Source organism: Erythrobacter westpacificensis (assembly GCF_039542285.1).
In the GTDB taxonomy this organism is placed as follows: Bacteria; Pseudomonadota; Alphaproteobacteria; order Sphingomonadales; family Sphingomonadaceae; genus Alteraurantiacibacter; species Alteraurantiacibacter westpacificensis.
This window is the reverse complement of sequence record NZ_BAABHV010000009.1, coordinates 576,453-592,369: the sequence shown is the minus strand read 5'-3', so window position 1 is coordinate 592,369 and position 15,917 is coordinate 576,453. Positions and strand designations below refer to the sequence as shown.

The 15,917-nt window shown below is 64.9% G+C and carries 16 protein-coding genes; 12 read left to right on the top strand and 4 right to left on the bottom strand.

Annotated features, from left to right (window positions below; genetic code table 11):
• The first annotated feature begins 179 nt into the window (after positions 1–179).
• The 10 genes from ccoN to hemN are packed head-to-tail and all read left to right on the top strand — an operon-like array spanning position 180 to position 9,462.
• On the top strand, positions 180–1,835 hold the full coding sequence (gene ccoN, locus ABFX23_RS07615; RefSeq protein WP_346032486.1) for a cytochrome-c oxidase, cbb3-type subunit I: 1,656 nt from the start codon (positions 180–182) through the stop codon (positions 1,833–1,835).
• Positions 1,836–1,846: 11 nt separating this feature from the next.
• A complete protein-coding gene (ccoO, locus tag ABFX23_RS07610) occupies positions 1,847–2,653 on the top strand; it encodes a cytochrome-c oxidase, cbb3-type subunit II (protein WP_346032485.1) in 807 nt (268 codons plus the stop codon).
• Entirely contained in the window at positions 2,650–2,820 is a 171-nt protein-coding gene (locus ABFX23_RS07605) for a cbb3-type cytochrome c oxidase subunit 3 (protein ID WP_346032484.1), read from the top strand. Before ccoO ends, ABFX23_RS07605 begins: the two co-directional genes overlap by 4 nt.
• Positions 2,813–3,724 carry a cytochrome-c oxidase, cbb3-type subunit III gene (gene ccoP, locus ABFX23_RS07600; protein WP_346032483.1) on the top strand — a complete coding sequence of 304 codons (912 nt, stop codon included), beginning with the start codon at positions 2,813–2,815 and terminating at the stop codon, positions 3,722–3,724. The genes ABFX23_RS07605 and ccoP overlap by 8 nt, the downstream gene beginning before the upstream one ends.
• The gene (gene ccoG, locus ABFX23_RS07595; protein ID WP_346032482.1) at positions 3,711–5,165 is read left to right on the top strand and encodes a cytochrome c oxidase accessory protein CcoG; all 1,455 of its coding nucleotides are present in this window, start codon (positions 3,711–3,713) and stop codon (positions 5,163–5,165) included. The genes ccoP and ccoG overlap by 14 nt, the downstream gene beginning before the upstream one ends.
• Positions 5,165–5,623, top strand: coding sequence for a FixH family protein (locus ABFX23_RS07590; RefSeq protein ID WP_346032481.1), 459 nt, complete (start codon positions 5,165–5,167; stop codon positions 5,621–5,623). Before ccoG ends, ABFX23_RS07590 begins: the two co-directional genes overlap by 1 nt.
• Positions 5,620–7,734, top strand: a complete 2,115-nt coding sequence (locus ABFX23_RS07585) for a heavy metal translocating P-type ATPase (protein ID WP_346032480.1) — start codon at positions 5,620–5,622, stop codon at positions 7,732–7,734. The genes ABFX23_RS07590 and ABFX23_RS07585 overlap by 4 nt, the downstream gene beginning before the upstream one ends.
• Positions 7,731–7,886, top strand: coding sequence for a cbb3-type cytochrome oxidase assembly protein CcoS (gene ccoS / locus ABFX23_RS07580; protein WP_346032479.1), 156 nt, complete (start codon positions 7,731–7,733; stop codon positions 7,884–7,886). The genes ABFX23_RS07585 and ccoS overlap by 4 nt, the downstream gene beginning before the upstream one ends.
• Entirely contained in the window at positions 7,883–8,116 is a 234-nt protein-coding gene (locus tag ABFX23_RS07575; protein WP_346032478.1) for a hypothetical protein, read from the top strand. Before ccoS ends, ABFX23_RS07575 begins: the two co-directional genes overlap by 4 nt.
• A gap of 32 nt (positions 8,117–8,148) precedes the next feature.
• Entirely contained in the window at positions 8,149–9,462 is a 1,314-nt protein-coding gene (hemN, locus tag ABFX23_RS07570; protein WP_346032477.1) for an oxygen-independent coproporphyrinogen III oxidase, read from the top strand.
• Between the two features lie 74 nt (positions 9,463–9,536).
• Here hemN and ABFX23_RS07565 read toward each other — a convergent pair whose 3' ends face one another.
• Both ABFX23_RS07565 and ABFX23_RS07560 read right to left on the bottom strand, forming a co-directional pair.
• Positions 9,537–10,391, bottom strand: a complete 855-nt coding sequence (locus ABFX23_RS07565; protein ID WP_346032476.1) for a class III extradiol dioxygenase family protein — start codon at positions 10,389–10,391, stop codon at positions 9,537–9,539.
• Complete coding sequence (locus ABFX23_RS07560; RefSeq protein ID WP_346032475.1) at positions 10,388–10,795, bottom strand: protocatechuate 4,5-dioxygenase subunit alpha; 408 nt, start codon at positions 10,793–10,795, stop codon at positions 10,388–10,390. Before ABFX23_RS07560 ends, ABFX23_RS07565 begins: the two co-directional genes overlap by 4 nt.
• 147 nt (positions 10,796–10,942) lie before the next feature.
• On the opposite strand from ABFX23_RS07560, the gene ABFX23_RS07555 reads away from it, so the two are divergent.
• Together ABFX23_RS07555 and ABFX23_RS07550 are read left to right on the top strand one after the other, a co-directional pair.
• Positions 10,943–11,233 carry a DUF4212 domain-containing protein gene (locus ABFX23_RS07555; protein WP_346032474.1) on the top strand — a complete coding sequence of 97 codons (291 nt, stop codon included), beginning with the start codon at positions 10,943–10,945 and terminating at the stop codon, positions 11,231–11,233.
• A 13-nt stretch (positions 11,234–11,246) separates the two neighbouring features.
• A complete protein-coding gene (locus tag ABFX23_RS07550; RefSeq protein WP_346032473.1) occupies positions 11,247–13,022 on the top strand; it encodes a sodium:solute symporter family protein in 1,776 nt (591 codons plus the stop codon).
• Positions 13,023–13,217: 195 nt separating this feature from the next.
• Here the strand turns inward: ABFX23_RS07550 and acs are convergent, their stop codons facing one another.
• Both acs and maiA read right to left on the bottom strand, forming a co-directional pair.
• Complete coding sequence (gene acs, locus ABFX23_RS07545) at positions 13,218–15,152, bottom strand: acetate--CoA ligase (RefSeq protein WP_346032472.1); 1,935 nt, start codon at positions 15,150–15,152, stop codon at positions 13,218–13,220.
• 66 nt (positions 15,153–15,218) lie between these two features.
• Positions 15,219–15,857: a maleylacetoacetate isomerase gene (gene maiA / locus ABFX23_RS07540; RefSeq protein WP_346032471.1), complete on the bottom strand. Its 639-nt coding sequence runs from the start codon at positions 15,855–15,857 to the stop codon at positions 15,219–15,221.
• Between the last annotated feature and the right edge of the window lie 60 nt (positions 15,858–15,917).

Sequence of the window (15,917 nt, the reverse complement as noted above, 5' to 3'; positions counted from 1 at the left end):
GTCCGTGGGCCCTTGCAGCGGCGTGAGGCCCATCTGCTCCCGGCCGCGGCGACGTGCTTTGATCGAACGCAATTTTTGCGCACGAAAATTTCTTTTTGGCGAAACGATGTTTTTGACGCAGGTCAACGAATCCGGTGCTGCGCTGCGGCAAGGGCCTCCTGTTCTCAAGGGGTCAAATTATGGACGCTACACTCTCCCGCACCGGCATGTGGTTCGCGATACTGCTGCTGTGCCTTGCTGCGCTTGCTGGCGCGCAGGACGCGGCATTCTCCACGCACATGCTGGTTATCTCGATCGCCGCTTTCATCGGCCTGGTCGCCACCGTCTGGAATACCGAGTTCGACGCGAAGACGCGCGACGTGCTGCGCCTTCCGGTGGACGATTCCCGCTATGACGATGCGCCGGTGCGCTGGGGCGTCATCGCCACCGTCTTCTGGGGCATCGCCGGTTTCCTGGCCGGACTGTTCATCGCGCTGCAGCTGGTCTGGCCGGAACTGAATTTCGAGCCTTACCTGAATTTCGGACGCGTTCGCCCGCTGCACACCAGCGCGGTGATCTTCGCCTTCGGTGGCAACGCGCTGATCGCCACGAGCTTCTATGTCGTCCAGCGCACCTGCCGCGCGCGCCTGGCTTTCCCGGGAACCGCGCGCTTCGTGTTCTGGGGCTACCAGCTGTTCATCGTGCTGGCGGCGACCGGCTATTTGCTGGGCGTTACCCAGTCGAAGGAATATGCAGAGCCCGAATGGTACGTCGACTGGTGGCTGACCATCGTGTGGGTCGCCTACCTCGTGGTTTTCGTCGGCACGATCCTGAAGCGCAAGGAACCCCACATCTACGTGGCGAACTGGTTCTACCTCGCCTTCATCCTGACCGTGGCGATGCTGCACATCGTCAACAACCTCGACATGCCCGTGAGCCTGCTCGGCTCCAAGAGCTATCCGCTGTTCGCAGGCGTGCAGGGCGCGCTGGTGCAGTGGTGGTACGGCCACAACGCGGTGGGCTTTTTCCTTACCGCCGGCTTCCTGGCGATGATGTACTACTTCGTGCCCAAGCAGGCTGAACGGCCGGTCTATTCCTACCGCCTGTCGATCATCCACTTCTGGTCGCTGATCTTCCTCTACATCTGGGCGGGTCCGCACCACCTTCACTACACCGCGCTGCCCGACTGGGCGCAGACGCTGGGCATGGTGTTCTCCATCATGCTGTGGATGCCCAGCTGGGGCGGCATGATCAACGGCCTGATGACGCTGAACGGCGCATGGGACAAGATCCGCACCGATCCGATCATCCGCATGATGGTGATGGCGCTGGCCTTCTACGGCATGAGCACCTTCGAAGGGCCGATGCTGTCGATCAAGAGCGTCAACTCGCTGTCGCACTACACCGACTGGACCATCGGCCACGTCCACTCCGGCGCGCTGGGCTGGAACGGCATGATCACCTTTGCCGCAGTCTATTTCCTCGTGCCGCGCCTGTGGAAGCGTGAGCGGCTCTATTCGCTGCGCATGGTCAACTGGCACTTCTGGCTCGCGACGGTGGGTATCGTTTTCTACGCCGCCAGCATGTGGGTGGCGGGCATCACGCAGGGCCTGATGTGGCGTGAATACGGCATCGACGGATACCTGGTGAACAGCTTCGTCGACACCGTTGCAGCCTTGCACCCGATGTTCCTGCTGCGTGCGCTGGGCGGCCTCATGTACCTCGCCGGCGCGCTGATCATGGTCTTCAACGTCTGGATGACCATCGCCGGCAAGCTGCGTGCCGAAGCTCCCATGAGCGATGCCGCGTATGACGAAGCGGCAGATCGGCCTCACGTTGCAACTCCTGCCGAATGAAAGAGACGGACATGACCGATAAAGACAACGTAACGTCCGCACCGCCGCTTTCCGAGGTGCCGCCCGATGTCGCGGCCACGGTAAAAGGCCACCAGCGGCTGGAACGCAACGTCACCATGCTGGGCGCGGCTGCGCTGGTAACGGTGGCCATCGGCGGCATCGTGGAGATCGCCCCGCTGTTCTGGATCGACAACACCATCGAGGAAGTGGAGGGCATGCGTCCCTACACCCCGCTGGAGCAGGCCGGGCGCGACATCTACGTGCGCGAAGGGTGCTACACCTGCCACAGCCAGATGATCCGCCCCTTCCGCGACGAGGTGGAGCGTTACGGCCACTACTCGCTGGCGGCGGAATCGATGTACGATCACCCCTTCCAGTGGGGCTCCAAGCGGACCGGGCCTGACCTGGCGCGCGTGGGTGGCCGCTATTCGGACGAATGGCACGTGCAACACCTGCAGAACCCGCAGAGCGTGGTGCCGCAGTCGATCATGCCGCAGTACAGCTTCCTGTCCGAAACGAGCCTGAAGGTGCCCGACCCCGAGGGCATGCTGAAGGCGCTCCGCATCGTCGGCGTGCCCTACACCGATACCCATCTCGAAATGGCCGAGCAGGACCTGATCGCGCAGGCCGATCCCGACGTGCCCGCCGGGGACCTGGAGGAACGCTATCCCGGCGCGCAGGTGCGCGATTTCGACGGCGATCCCTCCCGCGTGACGGAGATGGATGCGCTGGTCGCCTACCTGCAGATGCTCGGCACGCTGGTGGATGTGAACAGCGCCGCCGCGCAGGAAGAACTGGCAACGGAGACAGGACGATGAGCGACCACTCCACCTACGAATTCCTGCGCCAGCTGGCTGACAGCTGGGGGCTGCTGGCTATGGTCCTGCTGTGGCTGTTCTTCGGCCTGTGGGCCTTCCGCCCCAGCGCCAAGCCCCACCACGACAATGCTGCCAAGATGATCTTCAAGGACGAAAACGATGGGTAACAAGCGTGTTGACGAGCCCACCGGCACCGAATTTGTCGGCCACGAATGGGACGGCATCGAGGAACTGAACACGCCGCTGCCCCGCTGGTGGCTGTGGACCTTCTACGCCACCGTCGTCTGGGCGATTGGCTACGTGATCCTGTTCCCGGCCTGGCCGCTGATCGAGAAGGGCACCGAAGGCGTGCTCGGCTGGACCAGTCGCGGCCAGTTGGCCGAGGAGATGGCCGTTGCCGACCAGGCCCGCGCCACGGTGCGCGAGGAGATCGCCCGCATCCCGCTGGAGCGGCTTTCCGAGAACGCCCCGCTGATGCAGCAGGCCGTGGCCGGTGGCCGCGCGGCGTTCCAGATCCACTGCATCCAGTGCCACGGTTCCGGCGCTGCTGGCAGCCAGGAACTGGGCTACCCCAACCTCAACGACGACGACTGGCTGTGGGGCGGCGATATCCGCGCCATCGAATACACGCTCGTCCATGGCATCCGCCAGCCGGGGGACCCGGAAACCCGGACCAGCCTCATGCCCGCCTTTGCCGGCATCCTTGGCCCCGATGAAGTCGATGCGGTGGTCGATCACGTGCTGTCGCTGAGCGATCAAGCGCCTGCCAATCCGCTTGGCGCGCAGCTGTACGAGCAGAACTGCGCCGTTTGCCACGGCCCGAACGGCGAGGGGATGCGCGAGTTCGGCGCACCTAACCTTGCCGATGCGATCTGGCTGCGCGGTAGCAGCCGCGAGGCGATCACGGCGCAGATCCTGAACCCGAAGATGGGCATGATGCCCAAGTGGGAAGGGCGTCTCGATCCGGTGACCATCTCGATGCTGGCCGCCTATGTTCACTCGCTCGGGGGAGGTGAGGACTTCATCGAAGTTGCCGAGAATCCCGAGGTAGAGGTCGATGAACAACCCTGATCCCCAACTCCACCACAGCCTGCTGGGCACCTACGAGGCCCGCAGGAAGGTGCATCCCAAGCGGATCGACGGCTTCTATCGCCGCTTCAAGTGGCTGATCATGCTCGTCACCCTGGCGATCTATTACGGAACGCCGTGGATCCGCTGGGATCGTGGGCCCTACGCGCCGGACCAGGCGGTGCTCGTCGACCTGGCGAACCGCCGGTTCTACATGTTCAACATCGAGATCTGGCCGCACGAGTTCTACTTCGTGGCGGGCCTGCTCATCATGGCGGGCGTGGGCCTGTTCCTGATCACGTCCATGGTTGGCCGCGCATGGTGCGGCTACGCCTGTCCGCAGACGGTGTGGACGGACCTGTTCCAGCACGTCGACCGCTTCGTGGACGGTGATCGCAACAAGCGCATGAAGCTGGACGCCGCGCCGTGGACCGCCGGCAAGATCGCGCGGCGACTGTTCAAGTGGTCGATCTACCTCGTCATCGCCTTCTGGACCGGCGGTGCGTGGATCATGTATTTCGCCGACGCGCCCACGCTGGTGCGCGACTTCTGGTCTCTGGAAGCACCCTTCGTCGCCTATGCGACCGTCGGCATCCTGACCGCGACCACCTTCATCTTCGGCGGCTTCATGCGCGAGCAGGTGTGCATCTACATGTGCCCCTGGCCGCGCATCCAGACCGCGATGATGGACGAGAAATCGCTGACCGTCACTTACAAGGACTGGCGGGGCGAACCGCGCGGCAGCCTGAAGAAGGCCGAGAAGAACCCCGGCGAATTCGGCGACTGCATCGATTGCAACCAGTGCGTGGCCGTGTGCCCCACCGGCTGGGACATCCGCAAGGGACCGGACATTTCCTGCATCACCTGCGCGCTGTGCATCGATGCCTGCGACCGCGTGATGGACGAGGTGGGCCGCCCGCGCGGCCTGATCGACTATCTCACGCTGGAAGATTCCGAAGGCGAGATCCGCGGACAGGACCATCGCCCCACCTGGAAGAAGGTTCTGCGCCCGCGCTCGGTGCTGTATTTCTTCGTCTGGGCGGGCATCGGCCTTGGGCTTCTGTTCGCGCTCTCCGCGCGCACGCACACGGAGATCAGCGCCGCGCCCGATCGCAATCCGCCCTACATGCTGATGAGCGATGGCGAGGTGCGGAACAACTTCACCGTGAAGCTGCGCAACATGGAAGCGCGTCCGCGTGAAATGCGCGTAGGGATCGAGGGGCTGCCCGGTGCGGTCATGTGGTCCGACACGATGTCGGGAGACGATGCGGCCCGCACGATCGACGTGCCCGTTCCCGCCGACGCCACCCAGACCGTGCGCCTCTACGTACGTGCACCGCTGGGTACGGCTGCGCAGGATTTCAGCCTGTCGGTCGTCTCGCTCGACGACCAGGCAGAAACCGATGCGGTGGAAGTCCGCTTCGTGACACCTGGAGACGAATGATGGCCAAGACATCCCGCAAACGCTTCACCGGCTGGCACATGACCGGCATCCTCGTCGCATTTTTCGGCAGCGTGGCCGCGGTCAACTTCACCATGGCGAGCTACGCCAGCTCCACTTTCGGCGGCATCGTGGTGGAGAATTCCTATGTCGCCAGCCAGGAATTCAACGGCTGGCTGGAGCAGGCACGCGAAAGCGAAGCGCTGGGCTGGCAGGCCGTGACCACCTGGCGGCCCGACGGACGACTGGTTGTTTCGGTGAGCGAGGCGCCGGATTACCTTACCGCGCAGGCAACGGCCCGCCACCCGCTCGGTCGCAAACCGGACCAGATGATCGCTTTCACCCGCATCGGCGAAGGCGCCTACCTCTCCGACGAGGGGCTGCCCGAAGGCCGCTGGACCCTTCGGCTGGAACTCACCGACGGCGTATCGACCTGGCGGCGCGAGGAAGACCTGTCGTGAGCGCGCTGCCGCAGCTGCCGGACGAACACGTCAGCGTCCTCGCCGTACCGGGGATGCATTGCGCCGGTTGCATGAGCAAGGTCGAGCGTGGCCTTCTAGGCCATGACGGGGTGATCGCGGCGCGCGTGAACCTGTCGTCGCGCATGGTCACGGTGACGCACGATGGCAGCGTGGACGAGGGCGACCTGACCCGCTTCATCGCCGAGGCCGGGTTCGAGGCGCAGCCCCGCCGCAGGCAGGCGGAAAAACCGTACAGCGCGGTGAAACCGCTGCTGGCACCGCTCGCCGTGGCGGCATTCGCGGCGATGAACGTGATGCTGCTGTCGGTCAGCGTGTGGTCGGGCGCGGAAGGCTCCACGCGCGAACTGTTTCACTGGATTTCGGCTCTGATCGCCTTGCCCGCCATCGGTTTTGCCGGGCGGCCCTTCTTCAAGTCGGCGTGGGGCGCGGTAAAGCGCGGCACCACCAACATGGACGTGCCGATCTCGCTCGGCGTCATCATCGCCAGCGGCCTCAGCCTCTACGAGACATGGGTGGGCGGCCAGCATGCGTGGTTCGACGGCGCGCTGATGCTGCTCACCTTCCTGCTGGCGGGCCGCGTGCTTGACGCGATGATGCGCGACAAGGCACGCAGCGGCGTGGAGGCACTGGTGAGCCAGGCCGCCAAGGGCGCGCAGGTCGTCGGCGCGGACGGCTCGATGACCTATCTTGCCGCCGAAGACCTTCAGCCCGGCATGGTGATGCGCATTGCCACGGGCGAACGGCTTGCCGCCGACGGCGAGATCGTTTCGGGCTCCAGCAAGTTCGACCAGTCGCTGCTGACAGGCGAAAGCCGCCCGGTCGCGCTGGCCAAGGGCGAGACGGCGCTGGCGGGCACACTCAACCTCGAAGCGCCGGTGGATGTGCGCGTCAGCAGCGCGGGCAAGGACACCACGCTGGCGGAGATCGCCCGGCTGATGGAAGCCAGCACGCAGGATCGCAGCCGCTACGTGCGCTTCGCGGATCGTGCCGCGCGGCTCTATGCCCCCGCCGTCCACTCGCTCGCGCTGTTGACGGTGGTCGGCTGGCTGGTGGCCGGGGCCTCGCTTTACGAGGCGCTGGTGATCGGCGTTGCCGTGCTGATTATTACCTGCCCCTGCGCGCTGGGCCTTGCCGTGCCGGTGGCGCAGGTGGTGGCCAGCGGTGCGCTGATGCGCGCAGGCGTGATGGTGAAGGACGGCAGCGCTTTCGAACGGCTCGCCAGCGTCGACCGCGCGCTGCTCGATAAAACCGGCACGCTGACGCTGGGCCGGCCCGTGCCGGACGCGCAGGCGCTTGCCATGCTGGACGACGAGGAAGCGGGCATTGCGCTCGCGCTCGCCTCGCACAGCCGCCACCCGCTCTCGCGCGCGATGGCGAAGGCGCTGGTCGCAAGGGGCGTGACCCCTGCCGCGCTCGAAAACGTGGTGGAGCGTGCGGGAGAAGGCGTGTTTGCCACCTGCCATGGCCGGGCGGTTGCGCTGAAGCGTCCCGACAGTTCCGGCACCACCGCTGTCCTCTTGCGCACAGGCGAAGGCGCGGATCGGCTGATCCCGATTGCGGACACTCTGCGGCCCGACGCGCGCGAGGCGATTGCCCGGATGCGCGAGCAGGGTATCGAATGCTCGATCCTGTCCGGCGACACTGCCAGGGCCGTTACCGCCGTGGCGCACGAGACCGGTCTGACCGCGCAGGGCAATGCCCGGCCCGAGGACAAGCAGGCGCTGGTGGGCCGCCTGCGCGCGTCCGGTCGCAAGGTGCTGATGGTGGGCGACGGGCTGAACGATGGCCCCGCTCTCGCCGCCGCCGATGCCTCGATTGCGCCTGGCTCCGCCAGCGATGTGGGGCTGCAGGCCGCCGACTTCGTGTTCGTGCAGGACTCGCTCTCCGCCCTGCCGCGCACGGTGCAGGCGGCGCGGCGCACGATGCAGGTGGTGAAACAGAACTTCGCGCTTGCGATCGTCTACAACCTGTTTGCCGTGCCGCTGGCGATTGCCGGGCTGGTCACGCCGCTGATTGCCGCAGTCGCCATGTCCGCCAGCTCGCTGCTGGTCGTGGCCAATTCGCTGCGGCTGGTAAGGGCGGCGAAATGAACGGCGTGCTGATCCTGCTGCCCATCGCCCTGCTGCTGGGCCTTGCGGGCCTGGCCGCCTTTTTCTGGGCGCTGCGCAACAACCAGTTCGACGATCCCGACGGCGCTGCCGCGCGCATCCTGATCGACGACGAAGAGGACGACGCCGCATGAGCATTCTTGGCGAAATGCTCGGCATTGCCGCGCTGGTTCCTGCCATGGCGGGATCGATTGCCTTGCCCGACGACGGCGGGCCGAGCCAGCTGGTCCTGGCCCTGTGCCGGGGCGGCGCGCTGGCCATTCCGATGGACCGGGGCGAACGCCCGGCCATGCCGGCCACCATCTGCTGCGCCAAGGGGTGCCAGCGGCGCGACAAGCGCAATCCTCTTGATCCAGAACAATGAAACCGCGCGCTGAAGGGGCGAGGGACAATCGCATGTGGCCCTATCATCCAGACCTGCTCGCGGTGCCCGTTCCGCGATACACCAGCTATCCCACTGCCGCCGAGTTCGGTGACGACATCGGCCCTGCGGACCTGGCTGATGCCATCTCCATGGCGACGGGCGAGGTGTCGCTCTACATCCACATCCCGTTCTGCGAGAAGATCTGCTGGTATTGCGGCTGCAACACGGCTGCCGCCAACCGCAAGCAGCGGCTCGACAGCTACCTGGAAGCGCTGCACCGCGAGATCGGGCTGGTCGCCGCGCTCCTGCCCGCCAACGCGCGGGTGACGCGCATCGCCTTTGGTGGCGGCAGCCCCAACGCGTTGGCGCCGGTCGACTTCGTGCGCCTGTTCGAGCAACTGGTGATCAAGTTCCCGCTGGATGCGCCCACCGTCTCGATCGAACTGGACCCGCGCACGCTGACGGGTGACTGGCAGGCGGTACTGCGCGGCATCGGGGCGACCCATGCCAGCATGGGCGTGCAGACCTTCGCGCCGCGCCTGCAGGAAGCCATCGGCCGCGTGCAGCCGATGGAAATGATCGAAAAGGGCGTGGAAATCCTGCGCGGGGCAGGCATCACTTCGATGAATTTCGACCTGATGTACGGCCTGCCCGGCCAGACGATGGACGATCTCGAGGACTCACTGGGCCACGCGCAGCGCTTCGGCGCCGATCGTATCGCGCTGTTCGGCTATGCCCATGTGCCCGGCATGTTCCCTCGCCAGCGCCAGATCGACGCCACGGATCTTCCGGGCAGCGAAGCGCGCTTCAACATGGCGGCGCTGGGGCACGAGCGGCTGGTGGCAGCAGGCTACCAGGCCATCGGCTTCGATCATTTCGCATTGCCCGCAGATCCGCTGGCCGTGGCCGCGCGCCAGGGCAGGCTGCGGCGCAATTTCCAGGGATTTACCGAGGACCAGGCGACCGCGTTGGTCGGCATGGGCGCATCGGCGATCAGTTCCTTTCCCGGACTGCTGGCGCAGAACGAAAAGAATTCCGGCCGCTACCGCATGATGCTGTCACAGGGAGATCTGACTGCGACGCGTGGCAAGCGGCGCAGCATCGAGGACCGCCGCCGCGGCGCGATCATCGAGGAACTGCTGTGCCGTGGGCGCGCCCGCGTCGATGCCGCCACACTGGACGCGGCGCACGAAAGGCTGGCGCCCTATCTGGAGGCCGGGCTTTGCTCGCTCGACAACGGCCAGGTCGTCATTGGCGATCACGCGGTGCCCTATGCCCGCAGCATCGCCGCCGCTTTCGATCCCTATCGCCAGCAAAGCGCGCGCAAGTTCAGCAGCGCCATCTGACCGGATCCTGCCAAAAAAGAGGCCCCGCAATCAGATTGCGAGGCCCATCAGGCTGGGAGATTCCGATTAATCCGTCAGGCGCTTACCGTCGTCCGGTTTTCCAGCAACACCGTGGCTGCCGCCGTGTTGGAGATCGGCACGTGGTAGTTGCTGGATAGCTCGCGCACACTGCCACGCATCGCGCCGCGGGCGGCGATCCAGTTGAGGATCTCGACCCCCTGGCTGCCTGCCAGTTCGACGATGTCGAGCGTGTCGTGCTGCAACAGTGCTTCGGGATCGGGGGCGAGGTTGCGCAGGCAGAACTTGTCGTAATCGACATTGATGTGGCCCGCCCGTTCGCCTTCCAACTGGTGCGAAAGGCCGCCCGTGCCGAACACCACCACCTTCTCGTCGCTGTCGAAACTCTCGATGGCGCGGCCCACGGCCTTGCCCAGTTCGAAGCAGCGCTTGGGGCTGGGGAGGGGGTGCTGCACCGTGTTGATCGCGATGGGCACCAGTTTCGTGGTGAACGGCGCATCGCCCGGCCAGCACAGTTCGAACGGCACGGCGACGGCATGGTCCACCAGCATGGACTGACACATGACGGGATCGAATTCGCTTTCCACCACCTGCCCGATGATGTGCCACGAAAGGTCGGGCGAGCCGGGGTAGGGGCGCTCGAAGGCTATGCCCCAGCCTTCGTCCTCGTGCCGGTATTCGGGCGCTGCGCCGATCGCGAACGTCGGCATCTTGTCGAGGAAGAAGTTGAGGCCGTGATCGTTGTAGAACACCACTGCCACATCGGGCTTCTCGGCAGCGAGCCACTTGTGCACCGGATCGAACCCGTCGAAGAACGGCTTCCAGTACGGATCCTGTTGCAGGCCCTTGGCAATGGCCCCGCCGATGCCGGGCACATGGCTGGTGAAAATCCCTCCGCAAAGCCGGCTCATGCCACGATCCTTTCATCGTCTGCCACGCGGGTCTCGGTCGTCGCGTGGTCCAGCAGCGCGGCTTTGAAATCGTCCACCGACATGCCGGTTTGCAGCGCGCCGAGGTCCTGCACGTTCAGCCCCAGTATCCCGGCCAGCTTGGCGAGGTAGTAGACGTTGCCGCCGGCACTCAGCATGGCGATCACGTCGCGCGCACGCACCGCTTCGCGCTGGGCGGAAGTCAGGCCGAAGCGGTCCATGTAGGCTTCCTCGTCCGCCGCGAACGCCGCGCGGTTTTCGGCATCGTTGAACGAATAACACATGGCGTTGAGCGCGTAGCCCGCCTGCGCCGCATCGCCATCGAAGACCAGTGTGCCGGGAATGGCACGCTTCTCCCCGCCGGCTTTTCCTGTCTGGTTGAGCATGTCGGTTCTCCTTGCGTGAGGGTAGGTCTGCCGTGCCGCGCGGGCAGGCGCATTGTGCAAAATCAAATTTTGGCGGATGCGCTGGCTAACCGCTGGCAGCGCTGCGACGATTGCGTTAGCCTCCCGTCGCAAAAGGGGAGGACAGCGTTGGACGACACGGATAACGAGGCCGAACGGCTGGAAGCGGCCAAGAAAGCCTACTGGCGCGCCAACATCCGGCTGCTGGTCGTGCTGATGAGCGTGTGGTTCGCGGTATCGTTCGGTGCCGGTATCCTCTTCCGCGACTTTCTCGACCAATTCAGCATCGGCGGATATCCGCTGGGCTTCTGGTTCGCGCAGCAGGGCGCGATCTACGTCTTCCTCGCCCTGATCGCGATCTACGTGGTCGCCATGCACCGGATCGAGCGCAAGTTCGATCTCGACGACGACGATAGCTGAGGCGGGGCGGGCCATGGAAACGCAGTCGCTGATCTACCTCTTCGTGGGGCTGAGCTTCGCTCTCTACATCGCCATCGCCATCTGGAGCCGCGCGGGCTCCACCGCCGAGTTCTACGTCGCGGGCGGCGGAGTGAACCCGGTGGTGAACGGCATGGCCACCGCCGCCGACTGGATGAGCGCGGCCAGCTTCATCTCCATGGCGGGTCTCATCGCCTTCCTCGGTTACGACGGCAGCGTCTACCTGATGGGCTGGACGGGCGGCTACGTGCTGCTGGCGCTGCTGCTGGCACCGTATCTTCGGAAGTTCGGCGAATTCACGGTGCCCGATTTCATCGGCACGCGGTACTACTCCAAGGCCGCCCGCGTCGTGGCGGTGATTTGTCTCATCTTCATCAGCTTCACCTATATTGCCGGGCAGATGCGCGGCGTTGGCATCGTGTTCAGCCGCTTCCTCGACGTGCCGATCCTGTGGGGCGTGGTGATCGGCATGGGCATCGTCTTCATCTACGCCGTGCTGGGCGGGATGAAGGGGATCACCTATACGCAAGTTGCACAGTACTGCGTGCTGATCTTCGCCTACATGGTGCCCGCCTTCTTCATCAGCTTCATGCTGACGGGCAACCCGATCCCGCCGCTTGGGCTGGGGAGCGAGGTAAACGACGGCAGCGGCATGTACGTGCTGCAAAAGCTGGACATGGTGCTGACCGACCTTGGCTTTGCCGCCTATACCGATGGCAGCAAGTCCACCATCGACGTGTTCTGCATCACCATGGCGCTGATGGTGGGCACGGCGGGCCTGCCGCACGTGATCGTGCGCTTCTTCACCGTTCCCAAGGCGTCGGATGCGCGCAAGTCCGCGGGCTGGGCGCTGCTGTTCATCGCTCTGCTTTACGTCACGGCTGGCCCGGTGGGTGCCTTTGCGCGGCTCAACTTCACGGAAACCGTCAACGAGCAGGCCTACTCCGAAGCGCCCGCGTGGTTCACCAACTGGGAAGCGAACGACCTGATCGCCTGGCGCGACAAGAACGACGATGGCGTGATGCAGTACCGTCCCGGAGACGCTTTCGAAGGCGCGCCGGTGTTCAGCGAAGTGGGACAAGGCGCATCGGGAGAGCGACTGCTGGAGAACCCGGCGACCGCGAATGATAACGAGGTCTACGTGGACCGCGACATCATGGTGCTGGCGAACCCGGAGATTGCGAACCTGCCCGGCTGGGTGATCGCGCTAGTGGCGGCAGGCGGGCTTGCCGCTGCGCTTTCCACGGCGGCGGGTCTGCTGCTGGTGATCTCCTCCGGCGTCAGTCACGACCTGCTGAAGAAGACATTCCGGCCCGACATATCAGAGAAAGGCGAACTACTGGCCGCGCGCGTGGCGGCGACGGCGGCGATCGTGGTGGCAGGCTACCTTGGCGTCTATCCGCCGGGCTGGGTGGCGCAGGTGGTGGCCTTCGCCTTCGGGTTGGCGGCGGCGAGCCTGTTCCCGGCGATCTTCATGGGCATCTTCTCCATGCGCATGAACAAGGAGGGGGCGATTGCCGGGATGGTGAGCGGCCTTGCCTTTACTTTCCTCTACATCGCCTATTTCAAACTATGGGAGCCTGCCGCGAACGTGGAGGCCAACTGGCTACTGGGCATTTCGCCCGAGGGGATCGGGGTCGTCGGCATGGTCATCAACTTCGCCGTGGCCATCGGCGTGGCGAGCTTCACCAAGGCCCCGCCCGCCGATATCCGCAAGCTGGTCGACAATATCCGCGTGCCGCGCGGCGCTGAAAAGCCGCACATGCACTAGGGCATCCGCGCCTTTCCTACTTGCAGCATCGTGGCCAGCACGAGGGCCATGCATACCGCCAGTCCCCAGACGAGACGATTTTCCGGAAGGTTACAGGTCCAACCGGAGAAATCGCCGCAAGCCCTTGGCAGGACTGGGAAAAGTGGCCCGATAAAGTTTTACGAAACGCCCCTGTCGGCGTTCCATGATCCCCGCTCAGCGGTTCTGTCGCCCTTCTATCAGCCGATCCACCAGCGACGGGTCTGCCAGCGTCGAGGTGTCGCCCAGCGAACCGTAGTCGTTCTCCGCGATCTTCCTGAGAATGCGGCGCATGATCTTGCCGCTGCGGGTCTTGGGCAGGTCGTCGGTGAAGTGGATGTGGTCGGGCGTGGCGACGGGGCCGATCTCCTTGCGCACCTGCTGTCTCAGGTCCGCCTTCAGGTCGTCGGTCGCCTCCTCGCCTTCCATCAGGGTGACGTAGCAGTAGATGCCCTGTCCCTTAACATCGTGCGGGTAGCCGACCACGGCGGCTTCGGAGACTTGGGAGTGCAGCACCAGCGCGCTCTCTACCTCGGCGGTGCCCATGCGGTGCCCGGACACGTTGATCACGTCGTCCACGCGGCCCGTGATCCAGTAGTAGCCATCCGCGTCGCGGCGGCACCCGTCGCCGGTGAAGTACCGGCCAGGGAAGGTGGAGAAGTACGCCTCGATGAAGCGGTCGTGATCGCCGTAGACGGTGCGCGCCTGCCCCGGCCAGCTGGCGGAAATGCACAGGTTGCCTTCCGTCGCGCCGTCCAGCGGCTGGCCCTCGTTGTCGACGAGCAGCGGCTGCACGCCGAAGAACGGCTTGCCCGCGCTCCCCGGCTTCATGTCGTGGGCATAGGGCAGGGTGGTGATCATGTGGCCGCCCGTCTCGGTCTGCCACCAGGTATCGACCACGGGGCAGCGGCTTTCGCCCACCACCTCGTAATACCAGCGCCAGGCCTCGGGATTGATCGGCTCGCCCACGGTGCCGAGGATGCGCAGGGAAGAACGGTCGTGCTTCACCACCCACTCGTCATGCTCGCGCATCAGGGCGCGGATGGCGGTGGGGGCGGTGTAGAAGATGTTGACCTTGTGCTTGGCGACGACTTCCCAGAACCGGCCGAAGTCGGGGTAATTGGGCACGCCCTCGAACACCACGCTGGTGCCGGCGTTCAGCAGCGGGCCGTAAGTGACGTAGCTGTGGCCCGTCACCCAACCGATATCGGCGCTGCACCAGAACACTTCGCCGGGCTGGTAATCGAAGGTGTAGTGGAACGTCGCTGCCGTCCACAGTGCATAGCCTCCCGTGGTGTGCAGCACGCCCTTGGGCTTGCCGGTGGAGCCGGAGGTGTAGAGGATGAACAAGGGGTCTTCCGCGCCCATTTCCTCGCACGGGCAATCCGCGTCGCTGGTAAGGTCGTGGTACCAGTGGTCGCGGCCTTCTTTCATGGTGATCTCGCCGCCGGTGTGGCGCACGACCAGCACGCCCTTGACGTTCAGCGTGTGGTCCGGCTCTTCCAGCGCGGCATCGACATTGGCCTTCAGCGGAATGTGCTTGTTGCCGCGCAGCCCTTCGTCAGCGGTGATGACGAAGTTACTGTCGCAAGCCTCGATGCGTCCGGCCAGAGCCTCGGGGGAGAAGCCGCCGAACACCACCGAATGGATCGCCCCGATACGTGCGCAGGCGAGCATGGCCAGCAGCCCCTCGATCACCATCGGCATGTAGAGCGTCACCCGGTCGCCCTTTGTCACGCCGAGGGCCTTCAGCGCATTCGCCATCTGCACCACTTCGCCGTGCAACTGGGCATAGGTGAGGGTGCGGCCCGGCGAGGCGGGATCGTCCGGCTCGAAGATCAGAGCGGTGCGGTCGGCATGTTCGGGCAGGTGGCGATCGACGCAGTTGTGGCAAAGGTTCAGCGACCCGTCGGCGAACCACTTGATGTCGACCGGATCGAACGACCAATCGCCCGCCTTCGTCGGCTCCTGGTACCAGTCGAGCCGCTTTGTCGCCTCTTCCAGCCAGAAAGCGTCCGCATCCTCGACAGAGCGCTGATAGCGCGCATCGTACTCCTCCGGCGTGCAGTGGGTGTCGGGGGAATTTGCGGGGTAGCGGACGATGTCAGCCATGAAATTACTTCTCCTTCGCCGGCCTATCTAACGGGCATCGCGACGGGGGCAAGGCTGGCTTTCATGCTAGACCTCGGGCGCGTCTGGCTGGTTGTCCGGATGGGCGCGCTGGAACTCCGGAAGGGCGAGGCAGGCCTGTTCGATGCGCACCATCTTGTCGCAGGCGTCGAGCTCGAAATCGAAACGCCGCGCATTGTAAAGCTGCGGGACCAGCACGGCTTCGAAAAGGCCGGGACGGTCGAACAGGAAGTCGCCGGTATCCAGTTGCTTCAGCCGCTTCTCGACCGGCACGAGTGTGGCGGCGAGCCAGTGGCGATACCAGGTGTTGATCTCTTCCTGGTCGTGACCCAGCGGGTCTTTCAGGTATTTCAGCACTTTCAGGTTCAGCGGCGCGTGCAGTTCGGTTGCTACGGCATAGGCAAGCTCGCGCGCGGTGAAACGCTGTTCGACATCGGAGGGCAGAAGCGGCTTGTCGGGATAGCGTTCGTCCAGCCAGGCGATGATGGCCATGCTCTGCGCACGGTCGCGGCCATCGGCTTCCAGCATCGGCACCCCGGCAAAGGGGTTGCGCGAGGTGAAGCTGTCCTCCTTGTGGCGCGCCTCGATCAGGCTGACGGGATCCTGTTCGTACTCAAGCCCTTTCAATTCCAGCGCGCAGCGCAGGCGATAGCTCGTCGAGCTTCGCCAATATCCATACAGCTTCATTGGCACCTCCTGAGGTTTCGGTCGTTGTCCAACTACGAGCAACGATTACTGGCATTGATC